The following is a 21,706-nucleotide window of genomic DNA, read 5'->3' as shown; positions in this document are numbered from 1 at the left end:
ACAGTTAGGGCGGCATAAAATGGCGCCTCTTACGTAGGGGCAATCTATATCCGAGGGTAAGGTTGACGCGAAAGCCAAAAAACGAGGCGATTCGATTCGCCTTCTCTTTCCGATGCTGCGCGGACTGGCGAAAAGACCGAAAAGCGACCAGATTCCGACCGATTCTCGCTTTACCTTCCCCCCTCATCGCTGCGAAGGGCCGCAAAAATGATCCAACCGAGATCGGCCGCATTCGTTCTCTGGCTCGCCGCGATCGCCCCGGCCTTCGCGCAGGACAAGGGCACGCTGGATCCCAAGCCCTTGCCGCCGCTCGCCCATCCCGATGATCCATCGACGCCCGCCAAGGAGCTCTTCGGCCGCGCGACCGGCCCGGCCCCGCTCGATCCCGATCCGGTCGGCTTTTATTCGCATGGCTGTCTCGCCGGCGCCGAGGCGCTGCCGGTGAACGGTCCGAATTGGCAGATCATGCGCTTGTCGCGCAATCGCTTCTGGGGCCATCCGGCGCTCATCGGCTTTCTGCAGCGTCTCGCCCCGACGGCGTCGCAGGCCTCCGGCTGGCCGGGCCTGCTCATCGGCGATATTTCGCAGCCGCGCGGCGGGCCCATGCTCACCGGCCACGCCTCGCATCAGATCGGCCTCGACGCCGACATTTGGCTCACGCCGATGCCGCAGCGGGAATTGTCCCGCGCCGAGCGGGAGGAGATGTCCGCCACCGATATGGTGCGCGAGGATCGGCTCGATATCGATCCCGAGGTCTGGACCGAGGGCCATCTCGCCGTTCTGCGCACGGCGGCGCGCGCGCCGGAGGTGCAGCGCATCTTCGTCAACGCCGCCATCAAAAGAGCGCTGTGCCGGCAGGCGACCGGCGACCGCTCCTGGCTCGCCAAGGTGCGCCCCATGTTCGGGCACAATTACCACTTCCACATCAGGCTCTATTGCCCGAAGGATGCGGAGAGCTGCAAGGATCAGGACCCCGTGCCGGCGGGCGACGGCTGCGATTCATCCCTCGCCTGGTGGTTCACCGACGAGGCGCTGCACCCGAAGAAATCGACCAAGACCTGGCCGCCCATGACCATGTCCAAGCTGCCCGCCGAATGCCGCCAGGTTCTGAAGGCGAAGTAGCTCGTTGAAGGCGCGATAGGTGAATTGAATTCAGCCTGGATTCGCGCCCGGCTCGACGCCGAGCCCCACGGGGCAGGCGACGCCCGTCCCGCCGAGGCCGCAATAGCCGTCGGGGTTCTTGGCGAGATATTGCTGGTGATACTCCTCGGCGTAATAGAAGTGCGGGGCCGGCGCGATCTGCGTCGTGATCGGCCCGAAGCCTCGGCCCGCCAGCGCCTCGCCATAGGCGCGCTTGGACGCCTCGGCGATCCGCAGCTGCTCGTCCGAATAGCAGAAGATCGCCGAGCGATATTGTGTGCCGACGTCATTGCCCTGCCGATTGCCCTGCGTCGGGTCATGGCTCTCCCAAAAGACGCGCAGCAGCTCCTCATAGGAGATTTTCGCCGGATCGAAGACGACGAGCACCACTTCCGCATGGAAGGTGCGGCCGGTGCAGACCTCCTTATAGGTGGGGTTTTCGGTGGTCCCGCCGGCATAGCCGACGGCGGTCGTATAGACGCTCTCACCGAGCTTCCAAAAGCGCCGCTCCGCGCCCCAGAAGCAGCCGAGGCCGAAGACGGCCTGTTCCAGCCCCGGCGGGAAGGGACCGCGGATCGGGTGATGATTGACGAAGTGATCGGTCATCTCTGTCGACCTTTCGCTCATTGAGCGCCGAGACCTCGATATGGCCCTGCGGCGCCGGCGGCGTAAGGGCGGTCAGCGTAAAGGATAGTCGATCGCCCGGCGGCGCTTGCGGCTCAAAGCAATGAGCAGGCCACCGAGGCCGGTGAGCGTGAGGCTCAAAGGCGCGAGCAGAAGCGCGAAGACGATAGAGGCCCAGATTTGCGGGGCCTTTTCTTCCAAGGCGATGCGGAAAGCCTTCATCTGAGCCGGAAAGAGATCGGCCGCGCCTTCGCTCAGCGGCGTGACATGGAGCCCATCCCCGGCGAGCGAGCGCGTGCCGTCGACGATGAGCGCCGCGAATCCGCCGGCGAGGAGGAGAAGACCGAGAAAACGAATGAGCAATCTCAGCATGGCGGTTTCGACCCCGATGCGCAGGCTCATGAATAGAATGGGCGGGGCCGTCTGTCCATGGAGGCGGCTACGCGGCGCCGCTACGTTCCCTTTTCCGCCACCGGCGTCCACAAAACCTGCTCGATGCGCTCCGCCCCGCTGGCCAGCATGACCAGCCGATCGAAGCCGAGCGCGATCCCGCTCGCCGGCGGCATATGGGCGAGCGCGGCGAGAAAATCCTCATCCACCGGATAGCGGTCGCCATAGATGCGGGCGCGCTTTTCCATCTGCTCCTCGAAGCGGCGGCGCTGCTCGGCGGGGTCGGTCAGCTCGCCGAAGCCATTGGCGAGCTCCACCCCGCAGGCGAAGAGCTCGAAACGCTCGGCGAAGCGCGGGTCGTCCGCCTTGGGCCGGGCCAGCGCCGCCTCGCTCGCCGGATAATCGCAGAGCAGCGTCGCGCGCGCCCGGCCGAGCTGCGGCTCCACTTTCTCGGAGAGAATCTTGCTGAAGAGATCGGACCAATCATCATCCTCGGCGACGCGGATCCCGTCCAGCGCGGCGACGCGGGCGAGGCCGTCGCGGTCGCCGAGCAGAGCGGCGAGGTCCATGCCGGCGTAGCGGTCGAAGGCCTCGCGGCAGGAGATCGCCTCCGGCTCCTCATAAGGATCGACGCTCGCGCCTCTATAGGCGAATCGCTCGACGCCCAGCGCCTCGGCCGCGGCGGCGAGCAGGCCGGCGCAATCCTCCATCAGCCGCTCCGGCGGCTCATGCGCCCGATACCATTCCAGCATGGTGAATTCGGGATGGTGGAGGGCGCTGCGCTCGCGGTTGCGGAACACGCGGGCGAAGGTGAAGATGCGCTCCTCCCCCGCCGCCAACAGCTTCTTGCAGGAAAACTCCGGCGACGTATGGAGATAGAGCCGGCTCGCCGCGCCCGCATCGGAGACGAGATCGACGCCGAAAGCGCTGATATGCGTCTCATTGCCGGGCGAGAGCTGAAGGGCCGCCGTCTCCACCTCGGCGAAGCCTTGGGCGGAGAAAAACTGCCGCAGGGCGGCGGCGATCTTCGCGCGAGCCTTGAGAAATGGCTTGCGATCGGCGTAAACATCCCGGGCCCACCAGGGCGACACTCGCGTCATTCGTCGGGCCATCATAGGTTCGAGGGCGGCGGCCGGGACCCGCGCGAGATGCGCGGACGAGCCATCAGAGCGCTTTCCGCTCGAACGGGACCGTTCGAGCGATCAGAATTCGCTCCCTGCAAATTGGACTCTTTTCCGATCCCTTCGGATCGGAAAAGAGTCCAAGGCGTTCATAGACCGGCCGAACGCGGCCAGCAATCGAGGATAAAACACGTGAAAGTCATCGCCAGTTCGATCCGAAAGGGCAATATCATCGAGAAAGACGACGGCCATCTCTATGTCGTTCTGAAGGCCGAGAGCTTCTTCCCCGGCAAGGGCACGCCCACGACGCAGATCGACATGCGCCGCCTCGCCGACGGGGTGAAGGTCGCCGACCGCTACAAGACCACCGAGCAGGTCGAGCGCGCCTTCGTCGAGGATCAGGATTTCAGCTATCTCTTCGGCGATGACGACGGCTACACCTTCATGAACACGGCGACCTATGATCAGGTCATCGTGCCCAAGGACGTCATCGGCGATCAGGCGCAATGGCTGCAGGAAGGCATGGTCTGCATCCTCTCGCTGTTCAACGGAACGGCCGTGGCGATCCAGCTCCCGGCCCGCGTGACGCTCGAGATCACCGAGACCGAGCCGGCGATGAAGGGCCAGACGGCGTCCTCTTCCTACAAGCCCGCCATCGCCTCCAACGGCGCCCGCGTGATGGTGCCGCCGCATATTCAGGCCGGCACGCGCATCGTCATCCAGACGGAAGACGGCTCTTACGTCGAGCGCGCGAAGGATTGATGAGGGAGTGAGTGGTGAGTAGCGAACTCGTGAGTGGCCTGCTCACGATTGCCTACTCACTACTAACTCAAAAATCCCCGCAGCTTCGCCTCCAGCGAAGCGCGATCTTTCAATTCGCATTCCCACACGATGAGCGCGCGCCAGCCGAGGCTCGCGAGCTTTTCCTGATGCGCAATGTCGCGCGCGCGATTGCGCGCGATCTTGGCGCGCCAATAATCGGCGTTGGTTTTCGGCATTCGCGCGCCCCGCGCGCAATCATGTCCATGCCAGAAGCAGCCATGCACGAATATGGCGCGCTTTCTCCCCACATAGGCGATGTCGGGATTGCCCGGCACATCCTCGCGATGCAGCCGGTAATGCGGCGCGAAGCCGCGCAGCATCTCGCGCACGGCTTTTTCGGGAGAAGTGTCGCGCGATTTCACCGCGCGCATGATGGCGGAGCGTTTGGCGGGGTCTTCGGCCATCGCCGTCAGGCGGCGGCTCTCGAGAAGCCGCGCAGCGCGATGAGCAGCGGCTCGAGAATATGCGCCGCTATATGGCGCGCCACCGGCGCGACGACGCCGTCGCCGGTGAGGTGATAGGCCTCGTTGTAATTGCGCGGCAGCTGGTAATCCTCGGGCAGGCCCATCAGCCGCGCCGTCTCGCGCGCCGAGATCAATCGCGAGCGCACGCGGCCCTTCTCGACGATCAGCACGATTTGTCGGCTGGAGCCGCCAGCGGGCGTGCGCAGGCAGCCGGCGAGATCGTCGAAACGCGCCTCGGCGCGCTGCATCTTCTCGCCATCGGCGCCATAGCGCGTGCGGCGATAGAGCGTTCCCACCATGCGCCGCCCGGCGCGCTTCGCCGCCTCCACCTTGGCGCGATTGAGATCGCTCATCTTGGCGAGCAGCGCTTGCGTTTCTTCTCGATCATGCCAGGCGACGCCTTCCGGCCTGTCGTCGATAATATCGGCGAGGCGCGTGTTGCGCGCGGCGGGCGCGGCGAGGCGCCACCAAATCCACTTCTCGCGTAGCGCGTGCGGCAGACGCTCCTGCGCCGTGAGCAGCGCGCGCGTATGCCAGAGCGGCGAGGGCTCCGCCGTCGTCAGCTCGGCGGGGGCTACGAAATCGCCATGCAGCGCGACGATGAACAAGCGCGGCCGCGATTGCGGCACGAACAGCGCCGCGTCTATGACCAGCGCGCCGAAGCGATAGCCTTCGCCGGCGAGCGCGCCGCAGAGCGCCGTAAAATCCTTGCCGCCATGCGAGGTCAGCGCGCCGCAGACATTCTCCAGCACCAGCAGCGGCGGATGGCGACCTTCCTTGCGCAGCGCTTTGACGATCTCGAAAAACGGCCAGAAGGTCCCGGAGCGCTCGCCCTTCAGCCCCGCGCCGGCGCCGGCGAGCGAGAGGTCCTGACAGGGGAAGGAGGCCCAGACGAGATCGGCGCGGCCCGGCAGATCGGTGGTGGTCACCTTGCGCACATCGCCGGGGAAGAGCTCTTCGCCGCCCCAATTGGCGCGATAGGTCTCGCATTTCTTGAGGTCGAAATCATTGGCGAAGAGGCATCGCCAGCCGGAGCCGAGTCCGGCGCGCGCCATGCCGCCGCCGGCGAAGAATTCGTAATAGCTCGGTCTGTCCATGCGGCGAGTCTAGCGCGATTCGAGAGGCTGCGACATGCCCCCTTGTCCAGCCGTCCGCCGCTATGCGCTATCGGATTCACACATAGCGAGACACTGCGGCCGTCATGGCCAGGAAAAGCCCGGCCATGACGTCACGGGGGCGAGAGCGTGCATTCGATAGCCCGCTATGCGGAAGAGTGGGCGGACTCGGCGTTTCATGAAGGTTGCGCGTCGCCTTTGCCGTTTCCCTCTCCCGCGTCTCTTCGAGAGGGAGGGGGCTCGACGCCCAGCGCCCGCAATTGCGCGCGCTCTTCCGCGGTGAGGGCGGCGGCGCCGGAGCGGCGATTGCGGCGCATGGCGGTGAAGATTGCCCAGACGCCGCCGATCAGCGCCAGCGCCGGAGCGGCCCAGAGCAGCAGAGTCTCTCGCTTCACGGGCGGGCGGAGCAGCACGAAATCGCCGTAGCGCGCCACAACATAGTCGCGCACCTCGGCGTCGCTCGCGCCGTCCTTCAGCCGCTCTCGCACGATGACGCGCAGGTCCTTGGCGAGCGGCGCGTCGGAATCGTCGATCGATTGATTCTGGCAGACGAGGCAGCGCAATTCGCTGGCGATGGCGCGGGCGCGGGCTTCGAGCTTGGGATCGGCGAGCTTTTCGGAAGGCTCCACCGCGAGAGCGGGAGACAGAAGCGCCGTGCTCAACAGAAACGCGGAAACGATGTGCGCGACTCCCCTCTCCCGCTTGCGGGAGAGGGTGGCCCTGCGAAGCAGGGTCGGGTGAGGGCTCGTGGGACCCCCGTCCGCCGCGCATTCGCGCGCCTTCTCGCGCAGGCGGGAGAAGGCGCGCTCGCCGAGATTCCGCGACATCCGCATCACTCCGCCGCCTGTGGCTGCGCAGCCGTGCGGGCGCGGCTGGCGACGCCGATGCGCAGGCGGCGATCGGCCAGCGACAGGCCGCCGCCGAGCGCCATCACCACCGCGCCGAGCCAGATCAGCAGCACCAGCGGCTTGTAGTAGAGCCGCGCGTCCAGCGTGCCGTCCTCATGCTGCTCGCCCAGCGCCGCATAGACCTGGCCGAGGCCGAGCGTGACGATGCCCGCCTCCGTGCGCGCCATGCGCCGCGCCTGATAGAAGCGCTTCGCCGGCTCTATGCGCGCGATCGTCTCGCCGCCCTTGCGCAGCGCCATGACGGCGTAAGTTTCCGCATAATTGGGGCCGGCGCGGGAGGCGATGTCCTCGATCGTGACTTGATAGGGGCCGACCTCTTGGGCGACGCCCGGCTTCATGGCGACGATCTGCTCGACGCCCCAGCCCGTCGCGGCGAGGCCGAGCAGCGACAGCCCCATTCCCGCATGGGCGATCGACGTTCCCCAGGCCGAGAGCGGCAGCCCGCGCAAACGTGCGAGCGCATTGCCTTGCGCGGCGCGCTGCGCAATGTCGGTGAAGGCGCCGATGACCAGGTAAACGGCGAGGCCCGCGCTGACGATGGAGAGAGCCGGCGCGCCATAGAGCGCGCCGAAAGCCGCCAGCGCGACGACGCCGGCCGCAAAGGCCGCGCGCAGCCGCTGTAAGGCGGCGAGGAGATCGCCGCGCTTCCAGGCGAGCATCTGGCCGATCGGCATCAGTAGCACGAGCGGCAGAGCGATCGGGATCAGCACCGTATCGAAGAAAGGCGCGCCGACCGAAATCTTGTCGCCGGTCAGCGCCTCCAGCGCCAGCGGATAGAGCGTGCCGATGACGACGGTCGCGCAAGCGACCGTCAGCAGCAGATTATTGACGACCAGCGCGCCCTCGCGCGAGATCGGCGCGAAGAGGCCGCCCGTCGGCAGAGCGCTCGCGCGAAAGGCGAACAGCGCCAGCGCGCCGCCGATGAAGGCGACGAGTATGGCGAGGATGAACACGCCGCGCTGAGGATCGCTAGCGAAAGCGTGCACGGAGGTGAGCACGCCCGAGCGCACGAGGAAAGTGCCGAGCAGCGATAGCGAGAAGGCGAGAATGGAGAGGAAGATCGTCCAGACCTTCAGCGCCTCGCGCTTCTCCATCACGGCCGCGCAATGCAGCAGCGCCGTGCCGGCGAGCCAGGGCATGAGCGAAGCGTTCTCGACCGGATCCCAGAACCAGAACCCGCCCCAGCCCAAAGTGTAATAGGCCCAGTAGGAGCCCATTGCGATGCCGAGCGTCAGGAAGATCCAGGCGGCGAGCGTCCAGGGCCGCACGAAGCGCGCCCAGGCGGCGTCTATGCGTCCGCCGATCAGCGCCGCGGCGGCGAAGGAGAAGACGATCGAGAAGCCGACATAGCCGAGATAGAGCAGCGGCGGGTGAATGGCGAGGCCGGGGTCCTGCAGAATGGGGTTGAGGTCGCGCCCTTGCCAGGGCGGATCGGCGACGCGCGCGAAGGGATTGGAGGTCAGCAGGATGAAGGCGAGAAAGGCCGCGCCCATCAATCCCTGCACGGCGAGCGTATCGGCGCGCAGCACATCCGGCATGGCGCGCGAGAGCAGAGCGATGGCCGCGCCGCAGGAGGAGAGCACCAGCACCCACAGCAGCATGGAGCCTTCGTGATTTCCCCACACGCCGGAGATTTTATAGATCATCGGCTTCAAGGAATGGGAGTTCTCGATCACATTGACGAGCGAGAAATCCGAGACGACATGCGCATAGGTCAGCGCGCCATAGGCCGTGGCGACGAGGAGAAATTGCGCCACCGCCACAGGGCGCGCGACGCGCATCAGCGACACATCGCGAAGCCGCGCGCCGACGAAGGGAAGAATGGCCTGCGCCAGCGCGAGAGCCAGCGCCAGAACGAGCGCGAAATGGCCGGTCTCGACGATCATTTCTTCGTCCCTTCGCCTTGCCACACGCCCTGCTTCTTCAGCGAGTCGGCGACTTCGCGCGGCATGTAGCGCTCATCATGCTTGGCCAGCACGCTGTCGGCGCGAAAGGCGCCGTCGGCGCCGAGCGTTCCATCGACGACGACGCCCTGTCCCTCGCGGAAGAGGTCCGGCAACAGGCCCTTATAGGTGACGCTGAGATCGGCGGTTCTGTCGGTGACGGTGAAGGCGACATTGCGATCATCGCCGCGCTGCACCGAGCCTTCCTTGACGAGGCCCCCGATGCGCAGCCTGGTCCCTGGCGCGACACGCTTTTGCGCGAGCTCGGCCGGCGAATAGAAGAACACGATATTGTCGCGCAGCGCGAACAGCACCAGCCCGACGGCGATAGCGAGAACCGCGAGCGCGCCGGAGATGAGCGCGAGCCTCTTGCCCTTGCGAGTCATATCAACCTCCAACGCCCAATTCGCGCGCCAGCGCATCGACGCGGGCGAGCCCGTCCTTGTCCTGCGCCAGCGCCTTGCGGGCGCCGTCGAGCGCGGTCTTGGCCTTTTCCGTCTCGGCCAGCACGCTATAGGCGCGAATGAGCCGCAGCCAGCCCTCGACATCGGCGCCGTCCTGCTCGAGCTTGCCGCGCAGCCGCTCCACCATTGTGCGAATGGCGTCCATTCGCTGCGCCTCGGGCATTGCGGCGATCTTCGCGCCTTCCTCGCTCGCCGGCGCGGATTCGGGCGCTGGCGCGCCGCGCAATTGCGCGAGCAGCGTTTCGACGCGCGGACGCCAGGGGGCGTCGGCCGGGCCGTCGGCGAGCAGCTCGGACCAGATCTGCTCGGCCTTTTCGCGCTCGTTCTGCTGCGCCGCCTCGAGGCCCTTATAGAAGCGCGCCATGGCGGATTTCGGGTCGAGCGCCAGCGCCGCCTCGAATTCGCGCATGGCTTCCGGCGTCACGCGGCCTTCCGAGGCGAGCACGCGCGCCTCGCCCAGCGCATTGTGGCGATGCGGCGTCGGCCCCAGCAGGCGCAGCGCTTTCTCATAGGCGGCGGCGGCCTCGGCCGGGCGGCCATTGCGCAGATAGAAGGGCGCGATCACCTCATAGCCGCGTCCATCCTCGGGATGCTCCGCGAGATGCGCCTCTATGCGCGCCACGGCGCTCGCTATGTCGGTGTGGCCGGGCTTGGCCTCGAGCCGCGCCTCGAGCGAGGCGTCCGGCAGATCGGGACGGCCGAGCTTGCCATAGAGCAGCAGAGCGAGAGCGGGGATCAGAACGATCGCGCTCGCCGCCGCCACAATGGCGTTGCGGCGGGAGAAGGCGGCGGCGCCAGAGCTCGCGCCGCGGGCGCGCAGCAGGCGGCGGGCGGCCTCGGTCCGCGCGGTCTCTGCGTCGGCGGCAGAAAGACGCCCCTCGGCGCTCTCGCGCTCGATCTCGGCGATCTGCTCCTCGAAAAAGGCGATGTCGGGGGCGGCGGCGTCCGCGGCGTCGCTTTTGCGGGCGAGCGGCCATAGCACGCTCATGACTGCGGCGCCGGTCAGGAGAGCGAAGAGAAGCCAGATCATGGCCCGGCTGTTTAGAGGGAATCCGACTAAGAGGGAAGGGAGATAGAATTTCCGCACGTCACCGCGAACGGAGCGTCGCGAAAGCTTCGAGCGCGCGTCGGCGCGCGTCGGCGTGATCGACGATGGGGCGCGGATAGGTCTCGCCGAGCGTCACGCCGGCCTCGCGCAGAATGCGCTCCGGCGCGGCCCAGGGCTTGTGGATGTATTTGGCGCCGAGCTGCGCCAGCTCCGGGACGAAACGGCGGACGAAAGCGCCGTCGGGATCGAATTTCTCGCCCTGCAGCACGGGATTGAAGATGCGGAAATAGGGCGCGGCGTCGGCGCCGCAGCCGGCGACCCATTGCCAATTGCCGGAATTATTGGCGAGATCGGCGTCGACAAGCGTGTCCCAGAACCAAAGCTCGCCCTCCCGCCAGGGAAGCAGCAGATGCTTCACCAGAAAGGAGGCGGCGACCATGCGCAGCCGATTATGCATGAAGCCCATGCGCCACAGCTGGCGCATGGCGGCGTCGACCAGCGGATAGCCGGTCTCGCCTTTTCGCCAAGCGGCGAGGGCGGCTGCGTCATTCGCCCAGGGGAAGCGCGTGAAGGATTTGTCGAGCGGCGCCTCCGGCATATCGGGATGGGCGGCGAGCAGATGGTGGCAAAATTCCCGCCAGCCGAGCTCGCGCAGAAAGGCGCTGCGCCCCGCCTCTGGGGCAGCGGCGGTCGCGCTCCAGATCTGCAATGGCGAAATCTCGCCCCAATGGAGATGCGGCGAGAGGCGCGAGGCGCCGTCTTTCGCCGGAAAATCCCGCAGCAGAGCATAGGCGCCTATGCCATCGCGCAGAAAATCGGCGAGGCGCCGCTGCGCGCCGGCCTCGCCGGGCCGCCAGCTCTCGCGCAGGCCTTGCGCCCAATCCGGCTTTTTGGGCTGCAGTCGCCAATCGTCGAGCCGATCGCTCGCGGGCGCGGGCGCGGCGCGGAGCTTCTTCGGCGCGGGCAGCGGCGGCGCGGGCTGCAGAAGCTTGGCGAGCGCGCGCCAGAAGGGCGTGAAGACGCGGAAGGGCTTCCCTTGCGCATTGCAGACCGAGCCCGGCTCCGCGAGCAGCGCGCCGGGGAAGCTTTGCGCCGTGACGCCCTTCTCGCGCAGCTGCGCCTCGATGCGCGCGTCGCGCATCGTCGCCCAGGGCTCATAGATTCGGTTGCGATAGACGGCGGCGGCGCCGGTCTCCGCGACGAGGCGCAACAGCTCCGCCTGCGCGTCGCCGCGCCGCAGCGTGAGCGGCGCGCCGCGCTTTTCGAGATCGCGCGAGAGGGCGGCGAGGCTCTCGCGCAGCCACCAGCGCGAGGCGCCGCCGAGCCGCCATTCGCCGCCTTCTTCCTCGTCCAGAATAAAGGCGGGGATCAGCGGCGCGCCGGAGGCGACGGCGGCGGTCAGGGCGCAATTGTCGGCGAGCCGAAGATCGCGCCGAAACCAGACGATGGCCGGCGCGCTCAACGCCTCACCTGCGGCGGGTGCGCAGGCTGCCGTAGAAATAATAGAGCGCGAGCCCGGCCGCCATCCAGACGAAGAGGCGGATCCAGGTTTCGATCGGCAGCGCGCCCATCAGCGCGAGACAGGAGAAAATGCCGCAAATCGGCACCCATGGAATGCCCGGCGCGCGGAAGGGACGATGCAGCTCCGGATTCTTGCGACGCAGATAGAGCACCGCGCCGCAGACGAGCGCGAAAGCCGAGAGCGTGCCGATCGACACCATCTCGTCGAGAATCTCGATGGGGAAGAGGCCGGCGGCGATCGCCACCAGCGCGCCGACGACGACCTGGCTGATCGCCGGGGTCTTATAGACGGGATGCAGCCGCGCGAAGACGGAGGGCAGCATTCCGTCATGCGCCATGGAGTAGAAGACGCGCGTCTGACCGAAGAGTAGCGCCAGAATGACAGTGGTGAGGCCGGCGAGCGCGCCGATCTTGACGATCCAGGCCATCCAGCCGGCGCCGGTGGCGTCCATGGCCACGGCGATCGGATCCGGCACATTGAGCGTCGTATAGGAGACGACGCCGGTCGCGACCGCGGCGACGCCGACGAACAGAATGGTGCAGATGGCCAGCGAGCCGATGATGCCGATCGGCACGTCGCGCTGCGGCAGCTTGGCCTCCTGCGCCGCCGTCGAGACCGCGTCGAAGCCGATATAGGAGAAGAAGACGACGGAGGCGCCGCGCAACACGCCGCTCCAGCCGAAATGGCCGAATTCGCCCGTGTTCTCCGGCACGAAAGGCGTCCAATGCGCCTGATCGATATAGGAGACGCCGAAGAAGATGACGATCAGCACCACGGCGAGCTTCACAAAGACGATGAAATTGTTGAAGCGCGAGGATTCGTGCGTGCCGCGCGCGAGCAGCAGAGAGAGCGCCAGCACCACCAGCGCCGCCGGCAGGTTGAAGACGCCATGGCCGGCCGCCGCGCCCGCATGGCTCGGATCGGCGAAATAGGCCGTCGTCCATTCCGGCGGCAAATCAATTCCCAATCCATGCAGAACGCGGTTGAAATAGCCGGCCCATCCGACGGCGACAGTGGCGGCGCCGAGGCCATATTCCAGCACTAGATCCCAGCCGATGATCCAGGCGAAAATTTCGCCCAGCGTGGCGTAGGTATAGGTGTAGGCGCTGCCCGCGACGGGAATGAGCGCCGCGAGCTCGGAATAGCAGAGCGCGACAAAGGCGCAGGCGAGTCCGGCGAGCGCGAAGGAGAAGACGACGCCCGGCCCGGCGAATTTCGCCGCCACAGTGCCGGTGAGCACGAAAATGCCGGCGCCGATGATGCCGCCTATGCCGAGCGCGGTGAGCGAGAAGGGCCCGAGCGCGCGCGCGAAATTGCCGCCGTCCTCGAGATGATTCTCGGCGAGAATTTCATCTACGCTCTTGCGAGCGAAAAAATTGCGCGTCGGCGCAGGCGCGCCGGTCGTCGTGTCTTGCACCACGAGGAGACCCCTTCTCAGCATCGGCGCCGACGCGAAATCGCGCAGCCCGTGATCGGGCCGCGATTATGGTTGCGCTGTGAATAGGATACAAGAGGCGCAGGCGCGACCGGAGCCATGGCGGAATTGTCGTGTTTCCGACGCGGGCCGCCGCGCGACTTCGCCGAAAGAGCCGAATCGTGCGGTTTCGGTCGCGAAACGCCGAGGCGCTCGCGTGCGGCTCGGTTGTTGCAAGTCTTCGCCGATACTCCCCCGGCGCCCGGCCGGGCCAGCTGGAGCGGCGCGATGAATCCGCGTTTTGGTTATCTCTGCCTGTTCGACAATCCGACCTCGGAGGCCGGCCGCGCCTTGACGCGCCAGCTCATTTTGGTGCGCGAAGCCGAGCGAATGCGTTTCGACGACATATGGTTCGCCGAGCATCATTTCGACGATTATTTTCCGAGCGGCGCCTGCTCGGTGATGCTCGGCTATGCGGCCGGCGTCACCATGCGCGCGCGCATCGGCTCGGCGTCCTTCCTGCCGGCGCTGCGCGATCCGGTCCAGCTCGCGGAAGACGTCGCCAGCATCGATCTCCTGACCAAGGGGCGCTTCAATTTCGGCGTCGCCAGCGGCGCGGATTTTCCCAAGCAGACGGTCGATTTCGGCATTGCGCCGGAAGACGCCAATGCGCGCGGGCTGGAGGCGCTGGAGCTCGTCGAGCGCCTGTTCGCCGAGAGCGAGGTCACGCATAAGGGCAAATATTTCTCGGTCGAGAAGCTGAGCCTCGCGCCGCGGCCCGAGCAGAAGGTGCCGACCTGGATCGCGACGACGGAGGAGAGCACGATTCGTCTCGCCGCGCGCAAGGGCTATGGGCTCATGGCCGCGGCGACTTGCGGCAATGAAGAGCTACGTCGCATTCTCGACATCTATAAAAGCGAGGCGCCGGAGGGCGATCCGCGTCTCATTCTGGCGCGTTTCGGCTTTGCGACGCAGGAACGCGACGAGGCGGTGTCGATCGCCACGCCCTATCTCGAGGATTATTGCGCCAAGGCCAATGCGACGCGCGTCGGCGAGGCGCTCGATCCGCAGGCGCTTTTGTCCATGTCGCTGGTCGGCAGCTATAAGGAGGTCGCCGACCATGTGAACAGGCTGAACGAGGAGTTCGGCGTGCATGGAATCGCGGTCATTCCGACGAGCGCGCAATTCGATACGGTGAAGCGCTGCCTCGCGGCCTTCGTCGACGAGATCCGTCTGCGCCTGCCGGTGGATTGAGGCGGGAGCCGCTTCGCGCCAGCGGCTCTCGCTATTTCTCACTTGAGCTGATCGGCGACTTTGTCGAGCGCCGCCTTGGCGCAGGCCTCGTCCTTGTCGCCGCCCGGCGCGCCGGAGACGCCGACGCCGCCGATCACGACATCGCCCGCCTTGATCGGCAGAGCGCCCTGCGCCGCGATCACATTGGCGAGATGCACGGCGCTCGTCGTCGGATTGTCCTTCACCCGCTGCGCGAATTCGCCCGACGGCGTGCGGAATGTGCGCGAGGTGTAGGCCTTGCGATGGCTGTTTTCGAAAGTATGCGGCGAGGCGCCGTCGCCGCGAATGGCGATGAGAATCTGACCCTGCTCGCCGACCACCGTCACCGAAATGCGATAGCCCTGCTGATAGCAGGCGTCATAGGCCGTTTGCGCGATGGCGAGCGCGATCGGCGTCGAAAGAGTTTTCTGCGTGACGAGTTCGGCATGGGCGGGAGCGAGCGTCGCTATGAGCGCGCCGGCGGCGGCGAAAGAGGCGAGGATTTTCGACTTCATAGTCACTCCAAGGAATGCGCGATGTCGTGACGGAATGTCTCGATCGAACCCGAATGGGACGATAAATCGATAATTGCTATAGGCTATATTTCAAGTCAAGCGATTTGCTAGGGTTTGGCTGCGCGGCTCCCATTCTTCGAGCATCGGCGCCGCGAGACGATAATTCTCTCATTATATCCAATAAAAGAAGGATAATTCGTTGTACGCGGATGCGGCGCCATCGTCGAACGACGCGGCCAAAAATGCTTGACCATGGCCGAAATCGCCCATTACAAAATATGTTCCAAATGGGATTTATGGATGACGAAATCGAAGCCTTCCGCCGTCGCCGAACCGCCGTTCCGCAGTGGGATGGAAAATCCCGAGCGCCTCGCAGATACGGTCGCGCGGCGGCTCGAGCGATTGATCACGCGCAAGGGACGCAGCTTGGAGCGCATCGCCGAGTTGAGCGGCGTCGACGCCGCGGAGCTGCGCGCGATCGTGGACGGATCGACGGCGGCGACGATCGCGCATCTGTGGCGTATCGCCAATGCGATCGGCGTTCCCTTCGGAAGCCTCGTCGCCGCGAAGGAGCGCAGCGGCGTGCTCGTGATGCGCAAGGCCAGCCCGCAGGTCATCGGATCGCAGGACGGAAATTTTCTGTCCCGCCCTTTGTTTCCTTACGACAGCGCGCGTCCTGTGGAGTTCTACGAAGTCACCATTGCGCCGCTGCATCGCGAGCGCGCCGAGGCCCATGCGCCGGGCGCGAAGGAGACGCTGGTCGTCGCGCAGGGCGAGATCGAGATCGTCGCGGGACGTGAGCCGCCGGTTCGCCTCGCAGCGGGCGATGCAGTCGATTTCCTCGCCGACGTGCCGCACAGCTATCGCAATCTCGGCGAGACGCCGGCGATAATGTTTTTGGTGATGTCCTACGCAGACCCCGAAGCGACGATCGACGATTGATCGAGGGATGCGGCTGCACCCGACGTCGTGACGGCGGCGGCGTGGAGCGGGCAAAATTTCGACCATAATCCTGTCTTTTTTGTAGACTTTATGAATCGCCCCGCTTAAACTACACCTATAGCATCGGAAATAAGCCGTGCATGTCACGGAATTCAGAGGCTACCTCTTACGAAAGCACATGCAGTCGATAGGCTGTCTTGAAACGAGGGTTGCGGGCTCATGACGAAGACATTGAAAAGATCCGTGATCGCAATGATGTTGAGCGCCTCCGCGGCCGCCCTCGCGATCGCCGAGGAGCAGAAGGCTCCGGCCCAGGATTCGCCGCGCGCGAGCAAGCCGCATTGGGCGTGGCAGCCGGTCTATCAGCCCTTCGCGCCCGATGTGCAAAAGAAGGATTGGGCGCGCTCGTCCTTCGACGCCTTCGTGCTCGCGAAGATCGAAGCGCGCAAACTGACGCCGTCGCCGGAGGCCGATCGCGCCACTTTCATCCGCCGCGCGACGTTGGACGCCTGGGGCCTCATTCCGACGCCCGAAGAGGTCGCGGCTTTCGAGAGCGACGCCGGCCCCGACGCCTATGAGAAGCTCGTCGATCGTCTGCTCGCTTCGCCGCGCTACGGCGAACGGCAGGCGCGGCTGTGGCTCGATCTCGCGCGCTACGCCGACAGCGCCGGCTTCCAGAACGACAATAATCGCCTCAACATGTTTCGCTATCGCGATTATGTGATCGGCGCCTTCAACGCGGACAAGCCCTATTCGCAATTCATCCGCGAGCAGATCGCGGCGGACGAGATCGCGCCGGGCGATCAGGAGGCCCTGGTCGCGACCGGATTTCTCGCCGGCTATCCGGACAACAGCAATTCGCGCGATCTGGTGCAGCGCAAATATCAGATCACGACGGATATAGTGGACACGGTCGGCCAGGCGATCCTCGGCACGACGGTCGGCTGCGCGCGCTGCCACAATCACAAGACCGACAAGTTCACGCAGAAGGATTATTACTCGCTGCAGGCCTTCTTCGCCAACACCGCTTTCGACGAGCGGCTGCCGGCCAAGAAGGGCGAGGTGGAAGCCGAATTCCAGAAGGAGCAGGCCGTCTATAACGAGGCGACCAGGGCCATTCGCGCGCGGCAGAAGGAGATCATCGACTCGGTCCGCGAGGCGGCGCTCAAATATCACAAGGAGCGCTATCTCACCGACAGCCGCGAATCGATCTTCAAGCCGAAGGACCAATGGACCGCATTGGACCGCTGGGTCAATCACCGTCTCGATTCGGTGACGAACGACGCCGCCCTCGCCGGCTTTCTGCGTTATGCCGCCGATGACAAGAGCGCGCCCGAGCACAGCAAGGAGATCGTCGAGAAGGCGGACGAATATCAAAAGCTGACGCAAGAGCTGCGCAAGTTCCAGAATGTGCGCTCGAACAAGGGCTCGCTCAATTATACCGCCGCCACCGAGCTCGGCCATAGCGATGCGCCGCCCACCTATATTTTCTTCGGCGGCAATCACGAGAAGCCGCTCGAGGAGGTGCAGCCCGCCTTCCCCGATGCGATGACGAGCGAGACGCCGGACATAAAGCCGACGGCGACCTCCTCCGGCCGCCGCACCGCGCTCGCCGATTGGCTGGTGAGCGAGAAGAACCCGCTCACCGCCCGCGTCTTCGTCAATCGTGTTTGGAACCAATATTTCGGCAAGGGAATCGTCGGCACGGTCAGTGACTTCGGCAAGGCCGGCGACAAGCCGGCCAATCAGGAGCTGCTCGATCATCTCGCCTTCACTTTCGTGAAGGACGGCTGGAGCGTGAAGCGGCTGCATCGCTCCATCCTGCTCTCGGCGACTTATCGTCAATCCTCCGACTATCGTGAGGATGTCGCCAAGGCCGATCCCGAGAACAAGCTGCTCGCCGTCTTCCCACGCAAGCGTCTCGAGGCCGAAGAGATTCGCGATTCCATTCTGCTGGCGTCCGGCCATCTGAACGAGCGCGTCGGCGGACCGAGCGTGTTTCCGCCCATTCCCGCCAATCTCGTCGGCAGCGGCAATTTCAACAATACGGATCCTTCCTGGACGACCTCGAAGGACCCGCAGGATCACGTGCGTCGCAGTCTCTATATTTTCACGCGGCGCAGCCTGCCCTATCCGCTGCTGGAAACCTTCGACATGGCGAATCCGCAGCAGATCCACAGCAAGCGCGATGTGACGACGACGCCGCTGCAGGCGTTGACGCTCTACAACAGCGATCTCGTCTTCCAATGGTCGCAGGCGCTCGCGGGCCGGGTGATCGAGGAGGCGGGCGACAATGAGCGCGCGCAGATCGAGCGGCTCTATCTGGTCCTCTTCGGCCGCAAGCCGAGCGAGGCGGAGACGAAGGCGCTGAACGCCTTCCTCGACCAGCATCAAAAAACGATCGCCGCCAAGGCGGAGAACGGCAAATTGTCGCTCGCCGTTCCAGTGACGACGAAAGCGCGTTTCGTCGATCCGCTGCGGGCGTCGGCCTTCGTCGATCTCGTGCACACCGTCGTGAACAGCAACGACTTCGTCTATCGCTTCTGAACCAGGGAGAGCAGACAATGCTCATCGAGACATCGCGTCGCGAATGGCTGCGCAGCGCAGCCTATGGAGTGGGTGGTTTCGCCGTCGGCGGCATGATGCCCGGCGGCGGCTGGCTCGGCGTTCCGCAGGCCAACGCCGCGAGCTTCGTCGATCCGCTGGCGGCCAAGCAGCCGCATTTCCCGGCCAAGGTGAAATCGGTCATCTGGCTGCATATGGACGGCGCGCCGAGCACGCTCGATCTCTACGACTACAAGCCCGAACTCGAGCGGCTCGCCGGGCAGGACATTCCGGCCTCTTTCCTCGAGGGCATCAAGACCTCGACTCAGGGCGGCGTCGGCAAGCTCTTCGTCTCCAACAAGCGCAGCTGGAAGCAATATGGCGAGAGCGGCGCCTGGTTCTCCGACCTCCTGCCCAATCTCGCCCAGCATGCCGACAAGCTGACCTTCGTCAAATCCAGCGTCACTGTCGGCGCCACGCACGACATTTCGATCTTGAAGCTCAACACCGGCGATTTGAGCCCCGGCCGTCCCTCGCTCGGCGCCTGGGTGGCTTATGCGCTCGGCGCCGCGAACCCCGATCTGCCGCCCTATGTCGTGCTCTATGGCGGCCAGCGCGAGCCGCGCGCCGGCTCGGTCAATTGGAGCTCGGGATTTCTGCCGGCGGTCTATCAAGGCACGGCGTTCCGTCCCGGCGCGCAGCCGATATTGCATCAGGCGCCGCCGGAGCTGATCGGCCTGGAGCAGCAGCGCGAGAGCCTCGACCTCCTGCATCGGCTCAACGATCTTCGCTCCGCCGCGCGCCCCGACGACAGCGAGCTCGCGGCGCGGACCAATTCCTACGATCTCGCCTATCGCATGGAAGCCACCGCGCCGGAGGCCGTCGATCTCTCCAAGGAAACCGAGGCCACCAAGGCGCTCTACGGCCTCGACAATGAGGCGACGGTCAACATGGGCACGGTGCTGCTGCGCGCCCGTCGTCTCGTCGAACGCAATGTGCGCTTCGTGCATGTCGTGTCCGGCCCGATCAATGCGCTCGGCCAGGGCGACGACGCCAGCTGGGATGCGCATCGCGCGCTCGAGCGCAATCACGGCAATCATGCGCGCGCGATCGACAAGCCGGTCGCCGGCCTGCTCGCCGATCTGCAGTCGCGCGGCCTGCTCGACGACACGCTCGTCGTGTGGACGTCGGAATTCGGCCGCACGCCCTACGGCCAGAGCGGCGATGGGCGCGATCATAATCCGTGGGGCTATACGCAATGGCTCGCCGGCGGCGGCTTGAAGCATGGCCTCACCTATGGCCGCACCGACGAGCTCGGCCTCAAGACGGTCGAGAATCCGGTCGACACCTATGACCTTCACGCAACTGTGCTGCAGCTCCTCGGCCTCGATCATCTGAAGACGATCTATCTGCGCGCCGGCCGCGCCGAGCGTCCGACGGTCGTCTATGGCAAGGTCGTGAACGACATTCTCGCCTGACGAGAGGCGCCGGAGCCATGGGGCTCCGGCGCGCCCCGCATTCGAAAACCTCGAGCAGGATTTCAAAGCAGCGTCATGAGCCGCAATCCCGCCTATCGCATTTTCCTCACACGTTCGGCGCTCTGCGCCATCCTCGTCGCCACGCCGGCGCTGGCGGCGCTGGACCTGCGCGATTACGACGACGATCTGATGCGCGATCTCGAAAAGACCATCAAATATTTCGAGCCGGACATCACCGCGCAAAATGCGCAGGCGGCGAAAGAGGATGCGGAAGTGCTGCTCGATGGATTTCGCTATACGGAGGACTATTTCGCCAAGCGCGGCAAGGACGACGCCGTGGCGATCTCCCGCGACGGCGCGCGCCTCGTCGCCGATGTCGTCGCCAAGGTCGAGATCGGCGAATTCGAAGCCGCCGCCGCCTCGGCGCGCGAGGCGACGCAAGTCTGCAAATCCTGCCATGAAATCTACAAGCCCCGTCTCGCACGCTGAGCCAGAGGAAATTTCGATGACGCGTAAGACCGCAAACGAGTTCCCGCCCGGAATTTTGAAACTCTTCGATCTCTTCGTGCATGGCGACATCGATCGCCGCGGCTTCGTCGAAGGCGCCAAGACATTCGCCATCGGCGCCGCGGCCGCGACGGCCTTCCTCGAGGAGCTGCAGCCGCGCTTCGCCGAGGCGGAAGTGGTCAAGAAGGACGATCCGCGCATCATCGGCAAGACGATCGAGGTTCCCTCGCCGGAGGGCAATGGCGTGGCGAAGGGTTATTTCGTGCAGCCCGCCAAGCCGCAGGGCAAATTGCCGGCGGTGCTGGTGATCCACGAAAATCGCGGTCTCAATCCGCACATAGAGGATATCGCCCGCCGCCTCGCGCTCGCCGATTTCATCGTCTTCGCGCCGGATGCGCTGGCGCCGCTCGGCGGCTATCCCGGCGACGAGGACCAGGCGCGCCAGCTCTTCCAAAAGCTCGATCAGCCGAAGACGCGCAATGATTTCATCGCCGCCTTCGGCGCGCTGAAGAATTCCCCGCTCGGCAATGGCAAGGTCGGCGCTGTCGGCTTCTGCTATGGCGGCGGCGTGGTGAATTTCCTCGCCACCAAATTGCCCGACCTCGCCGCCGGCGTTCCCTTCTATGGCGCGCAGCCGCCGGCCGAGGAGGTCGCGAAGATCAAATCCCCGCTGCTCATCCAATATGCGGGCGTCGACGATCGCATCAACGCCGGCTGGCCCGCCTATGAGACGGCGCTGAAAGCCGCTCACGTCGATTATCAGGCCTTCGTCTATCCGGGCGTGCAGCACGGCTTCAACAATGACACGACGCCGCGCTATGACGCCGCGGCCGCCGAGCTCGCCTGGAAGCGCACCGTCGATTTCTTCAACGCGCGTCTGCGCGCCTGACCGGATAGGACACGCTATGAAAGCCACGACGCTCTTCCTCGGCCTCGCGCTCGGCGCCGCCTCGACGGCGCTATTCGCCGCCGGCGCCTTTGCGCAGCAGGCGGCGACGCCCGCTGCTCCTGCGCCCGCCGCTTCAGCGCCTGCTGCTCTTGCGCCCGCTGCTCCTGCAGCCGCCGCGCCCGTCACGCCGCAGAACGATCCGGCCTATACCTATAAGACGCTGCGCCTCAATCGCGCCGCCTTCGACGCGCTGCTGGCGAAGCCGGAGACGCTGCTGGTTCTCGACATTCGCCGGCCCGACGAACTGACCAAGATCGGCGGCTTCCCCGCCTATCTGAGCATTCAGACGAAAGACATTCAGAAATATCTCTCCTTCATTCCGCGCGACCGGCTGATCGTCACCGTCTCCAATCGCGCGCATCGGGCCGGCGCCGTGGGCGATATTCTCGCCGGGCTCGGCTATCATGTCGTCGGTGCGATCGGCGTGCGGGACTATCAGGACGAGGGCGGAGTTCTGACCAAGATCGAGCCCCCGGCGCCGACGGCCGCCGCTGCGGCGCCGGCCAATAGCGCCAAGTGAGGCG

Annotated in this window: 21 protein-coding genes; 9 read left to right on the top strand and 12 right to left on the bottom strand. The window is 65.6% G+C overall.

Going from position 1 to position 21,706, the window contains the following annotated elements:
- The first annotated feature begins 207 nt into the window (after positions 1-207).
- Positions 208-1,122 carry a penicillin-insensitive murein endopeptidase gene (gene mepA / locus C5689_RS00960; RefSeq protein WP_108915391.1) on the top strand — a complete coding sequence of 305 codons (915 nt, stop codon included), beginning with the start codon at positions 208-210 and terminating at the stop codon, positions 1,120-1,122.
- A gap of 30 nt (positions 1,123-1,152) precedes the next feature.
- Here mepA and msrA read toward each other — a convergent pair whose 3' ends face one another.
- The 3 genes from msrA to epmA form a co-directional block, all read right to left on the bottom strand.
- Complete coding sequence (gene msrA / locus C5689_RS00955; RefSeq protein WP_108915602.1) at positions 1,153-1,746, bottom strand: peptide-methionine (S)-S-oxide reductase MsrA; 594 nt, start codon at positions 1,744-1,746, stop codon at positions 1,153-1,155.
- A 72-nt stretch (positions 1,747-1,818) separates the two neighbouring features.
- Positions 1,819-2,136, bottom strand: a complete 318-nt coding sequence (locus tag C5689_RS00950) for a hypothetical protein (RefSeq protein ID WP_108915601.1) — start codon at positions 2,134-2,136, stop codon at positions 1,819-1,821.
- An 80-nt stretch (positions 2,137-2,216) separates the two neighbouring features.
- A complete protein-coding gene (epmA, locus tag C5689_RS00945; protein ID WP_108915390.1) occupies positions 2,217-3,254 on the bottom strand; it encodes an EF-P lysine aminoacylase EpmA in 1,038 nt (345 codons plus the stop codon).
- Positions 3,255-3,467: 213 nt separating this feature from the next.
- Here epmA and efp point away from each other — a divergent pair, with 213 nt between their 5' ends.
- Positions 3,468-4,037: an elongation factor P gene (efp, locus tag C5689_RS00940; protein ID WP_108915389.1), complete on the top strand. Its 570-nt coding sequence runs from the start codon at positions 3,468-3,470 to the stop codon at positions 4,035-4,037.
- Between the two features lie 62 nt (positions 4,038-4,099).
- Here efp and C5689_RS00935 read toward each other — a convergent pair whose 3' ends face one another.
- From C5689_RS00935 to C5689_RS00900, 8 genes are all read right to left on the bottom strand, one after another.
- A complete protein-coding gene (locus C5689_RS00935; protein ID WP_108915388.1) occupies positions 4,100-4,501 on the bottom strand; it encodes a very short patch repair endonuclease in 402 nt (133 codons plus the stop codon).
- A gap of 5 nt (positions 4,502-4,506) precedes the next feature.
- Complete coding sequence (locus C5689_RS00930; RefSeq protein ID WP_108915387.1) at positions 4,507-5,658, bottom strand: DNA cytosine methyltransferase; 1,152 nt, start codon at positions 5,656-5,658, stop codon at positions 4,507-4,509.
- Between the two features lie 194 nt (positions 5,659-5,852).
- A complete protein-coding gene (locus C5689_RS00925) occupies positions 5,853-6,341 on the bottom strand; it encodes a cytochrome c-type biogenesis protein (RefSeq protein WP_425293389.1) in 489 nt (162 codons plus the stop codon).
- A gap of 167 nt (positions 6,342-6,508) precedes the next feature.
- A complete protein-coding gene (locus C5689_RS00920) occupies positions 6,509-8,470 on the bottom strand; it encodes a heme lyase CcmF/NrfE family subunit (RefSeq protein ID WP_108915386.1) in 1,962 nt (653 codons plus the stop codon).
- Complete coding sequence (gene ccmE / locus C5689_RS00915) at positions 8,467-8,913, bottom strand: cytochrome c maturation protein CcmE (protein ID WP_108915385.1); 447 nt, start codon at positions 8,911-8,913, stop codon at positions 8,467-8,469. The genes C5689_RS00920 and ccmE overlap by 4 nt, the downstream gene beginning before the upstream one ends.
- 1 nt (position 8,914) lies before the next feature.
- Positions 8,915-10,021, bottom strand: a complete 1,107-nt coding sequence (gene ccmI, locus C5689_RS00910) for a c-type cytochrome biogenesis protein CcmI (RefSeq protein WP_108915384.1) — start codon at positions 10,019-10,021, stop codon at positions 8,915-8,917.
- A gap of 58 nt (positions 10,022-10,079) precedes the next feature.
- Positions 10,080-11,501 carry a cryptochrome/photolyase family protein gene (locus C5689_RS00905; RefSeq protein WP_108915383.1) on the bottom strand — a complete coding sequence of 474 codons (1,422 nt, stop codon included), beginning with the start codon at positions 11,499-11,501 and terminating at the stop codon, positions 10,080-10,082.
- A gap of 4 nt (positions 11,502-11,505) precedes the next feature.
- Positions 11,506-12,981 (bottom strand): amino acid permease, encoded by a 1,476-nt coding sequence (locus C5689_RS00900; RefSeq protein WP_108915382.1) that lies wholly within the window; start codon positions 12,979-12,981, stop codon positions 11,506-11,508.
- Positions 12,982-13,263: 282 nt separating this feature from the next.
- Here C5689_RS00900 and C5689_RS00895 point away from each other — a divergent pair, with 282 nt between their 5' ends.
- A complete protein-coding gene (locus tag C5689_RS00895; RefSeq protein WP_244594520.1) occupies positions 13,264-14,229 on the top strand; it encodes an LLM class flavin-dependent oxidoreductase in 966 nt (321 codons plus the stop codon).
- A 38-nt stretch (positions 14,230-14,267) separates the two neighbouring features.
- On the opposite strand, the gene C5689_RS00890 is transcribed toward C5689_RS00895, so the two are convergent.
- The gene (locus C5689_RS00890) at positions 14,268-14,762 is read right to left on the bottom strand and encodes a GlcG/HbpS family heme-binding protein (protein ID WP_108915380.1); all 495 of its coding nucleotides are present in this window, start codon (positions 14,760-14,762) and stop codon (positions 14,268-14,270) included.
- A 300-nt stretch (positions 14,763-15,062) separates the two neighbouring features.
- Here C5689_RS00890 and C5689_RS00885 point away from each other — a divergent pair, with 300 nt between their 5' ends.
- The 6 genes from C5689_RS00885 (at position 15,063) to C5689_RS00860 (ending at position 21,702) form a co-directional block, all read left to right on the top strand.
- A complete protein-coding gene (locus tag C5689_RS00885; protein WP_108915599.1) occupies positions 15,063-15,704 on the top strand; it encodes a helix-turn-helix domain-containing protein in 642 nt (213 codons plus the stop codon).
- 219 nt (positions 15,705-15,923) lie between these two features.
- The gene (locus C5689_RS00880) at positions 15,924-18,251 is read left to right on the top strand and encodes a DUF1549 and DUF1553 domain-containing protein (protein WP_108915379.1); all 2,328 of its coding nucleotides are present in this window, start codon (positions 15,924-15,926) and stop codon (positions 18,249-18,251) included.
- A gap of 17 nt (positions 18,252-18,268) precedes the next feature.
- Entirely contained in the window at positions 18,269-19,726 is a 1,458-nt protein-coding gene (locus tag C5689_RS00875; protein ID WP_108915378.1) for a DUF1501 domain-containing protein, read from the top strand.
- Between the two features lie 75 nt (positions 19,727-19,801).
- On the top strand, positions 19,802-20,215 hold the full coding sequence (locus C5689_RS00870; protein ID WP_108915377.1) for a hypothetical protein: 414 nt from the start codon (positions 19,802-19,804) through the stop codon (positions 20,213-20,215).
- 16 nt (positions 20,216-20,231) lie between these two features.
- A complete protein-coding gene (locus C5689_RS00865; RefSeq protein ID WP_108915376.1) occupies positions 20,232-21,122 on the top strand; it encodes a dienelactone hydrolase family protein in 891 nt (296 codons plus the stop codon).
- A gap of 16 nt (positions 21,123-21,138) precedes the next feature.
- On the top strand, positions 21,139-21,702 hold the full coding sequence (locus tag C5689_RS00860; RefSeq protein WP_244594519.1) for a rhodanese-like domain-containing protein: 564 nt from the start codon (positions 21,139-21,141) through the stop codon (positions 21,700-21,702).
- The last annotated feature ends 4 nt before the right edge of the window (positions 21,703-21,706 follow it).

Source organism: Methylosinus sporium (assembly GCF_003113265.1).
GTDB classification, from domain to species: domain Bacteria; phylum Pseudomonadota; class Alphaproteobacteria; order Rhizobiales; family Beijerinckiaceae; genus Methylosinus; species Methylosinus sporium.
Note: the sequence above shows the minus strand (reverse complement) of the source record. Positions and strands in the feature narration are given on the sequence as shown.

Excerpts from the sequence above, each read along its gene's own strand:
- mepA (WP_108915391.1), top strand. The coding sequence starts at position 208 with ATGATCCAACCGAGATCGGCCGCATTCGTTCTCTGGCTCGCCGCGATC.
- msrA (WP_108915602.1), bottom strand. The coding sequence starts at position 1,746 with ATGACCGATCACTTCGTCAATCATCACCCGATCCGCGGTCCCTTCCCG.
- C5689_RS00950 (WP_108915601.1), bottom strand. The coding sequence starts at position 2,136 with ATGCTGAGATTGCTCATTCGTTTTCTCGGTCTTCTCCTCCTCGCCGGC.
- epmA (WP_108915390.1), bottom strand. The coding sequence starts at position 3,254 with ATGACGCGAGTGTCGCCCTGGTGGGCCCGGGATGTTTACGCCGATCGC.
- C5689_RS00935 (WP_108915388.1), bottom strand. The coding sequence starts at position 4,501 with ATGGCCGAAGACCCCGCCAAACGCTCCGCCATCATGCGCGCGGTGAAA.
- C5689_RS00930 (WP_108915387.1), bottom strand. The coding sequence starts at position 5,658 with ATGGACAGACCGAGCTATTACGAATTCTTCGCCGGCGGCGGCATGGCG.
- C5689_RS00920 (WP_108915386.1), bottom strand. The coding sequence starts at position 8,470 with ATGATCGTCGAGACCGGCCATTTCGCGCTCGTTCTGGCGCTGGCTCTC.
- ccmE (WP_108915385.1), bottom strand. The coding sequence starts at position 8,913 with ATGACTCGCAAGGGCAAGAGGCTCGCGCTCATCTCCGGCGCGCTCGCG.
- ccmI (WP_108915384.1), bottom strand. The coding sequence starts at position 10,021 with ATGATCTGGCTTCTCTTCGCTCTCCTGACCGGCGCCGCAGTCATGAGC.
- C5689_RS00895 (WP_244594520.1), top strand. The coding sequence starts at position 13,264 with ATGAATCCGCGTTTTGGTTATCTCTGCCTGTTCGACAATCCGACCTCG.
- C5689_RS00890 (WP_108915380.1), bottom strand. The coding sequence starts at position 14,762 with ATGAAGTCGAAAATCCTCGCCTCTTTCGCCGCCGCCGGCGCGCTCATA.
- C5689_RS00885 (WP_108915599.1), top strand. The coding sequence starts at position 15,063 with ATGACGAAATCGAAGCCTTCCGCCGTCGCCGAACCGCCGTTCCGCAGT.
- C5689_RS00880 (WP_108915379.1), top strand. The coding sequence starts at position 15,924 with ATGACGAAGACATTGAAAAGATCCGTGATCGCAATGATGTTGAGCGCC.
- C5689_RS00875 (WP_108915378.1), top strand. The coding sequence starts at position 18,269 with ATGCTCATCGAGACATCGCGTCGCGAATGGCTGCGCAGCGCAGCCTAT.
- C5689_RS00870 (WP_108915377.1), top strand. The coding sequence starts at position 19,802 with ATGAGCCGCAATCCCGCCTATCGCATTTTCCTCACACGTTCGGCGCTC.
- C5689_RS00865 (WP_108915376.1), top strand. The coding sequence starts at position 20,232 with ATGACGCGTAAGACCGCAAACGAGTTCCCGCCCGGAATTTTGAAACTC.
- C5689_RS00860 (WP_244594519.1), top strand. The coding sequence starts at position 21,139 with ATGAAAGCCACGACGCTCTTCCTCGGCCTCGCGCTCGGCGCCGCCTCG.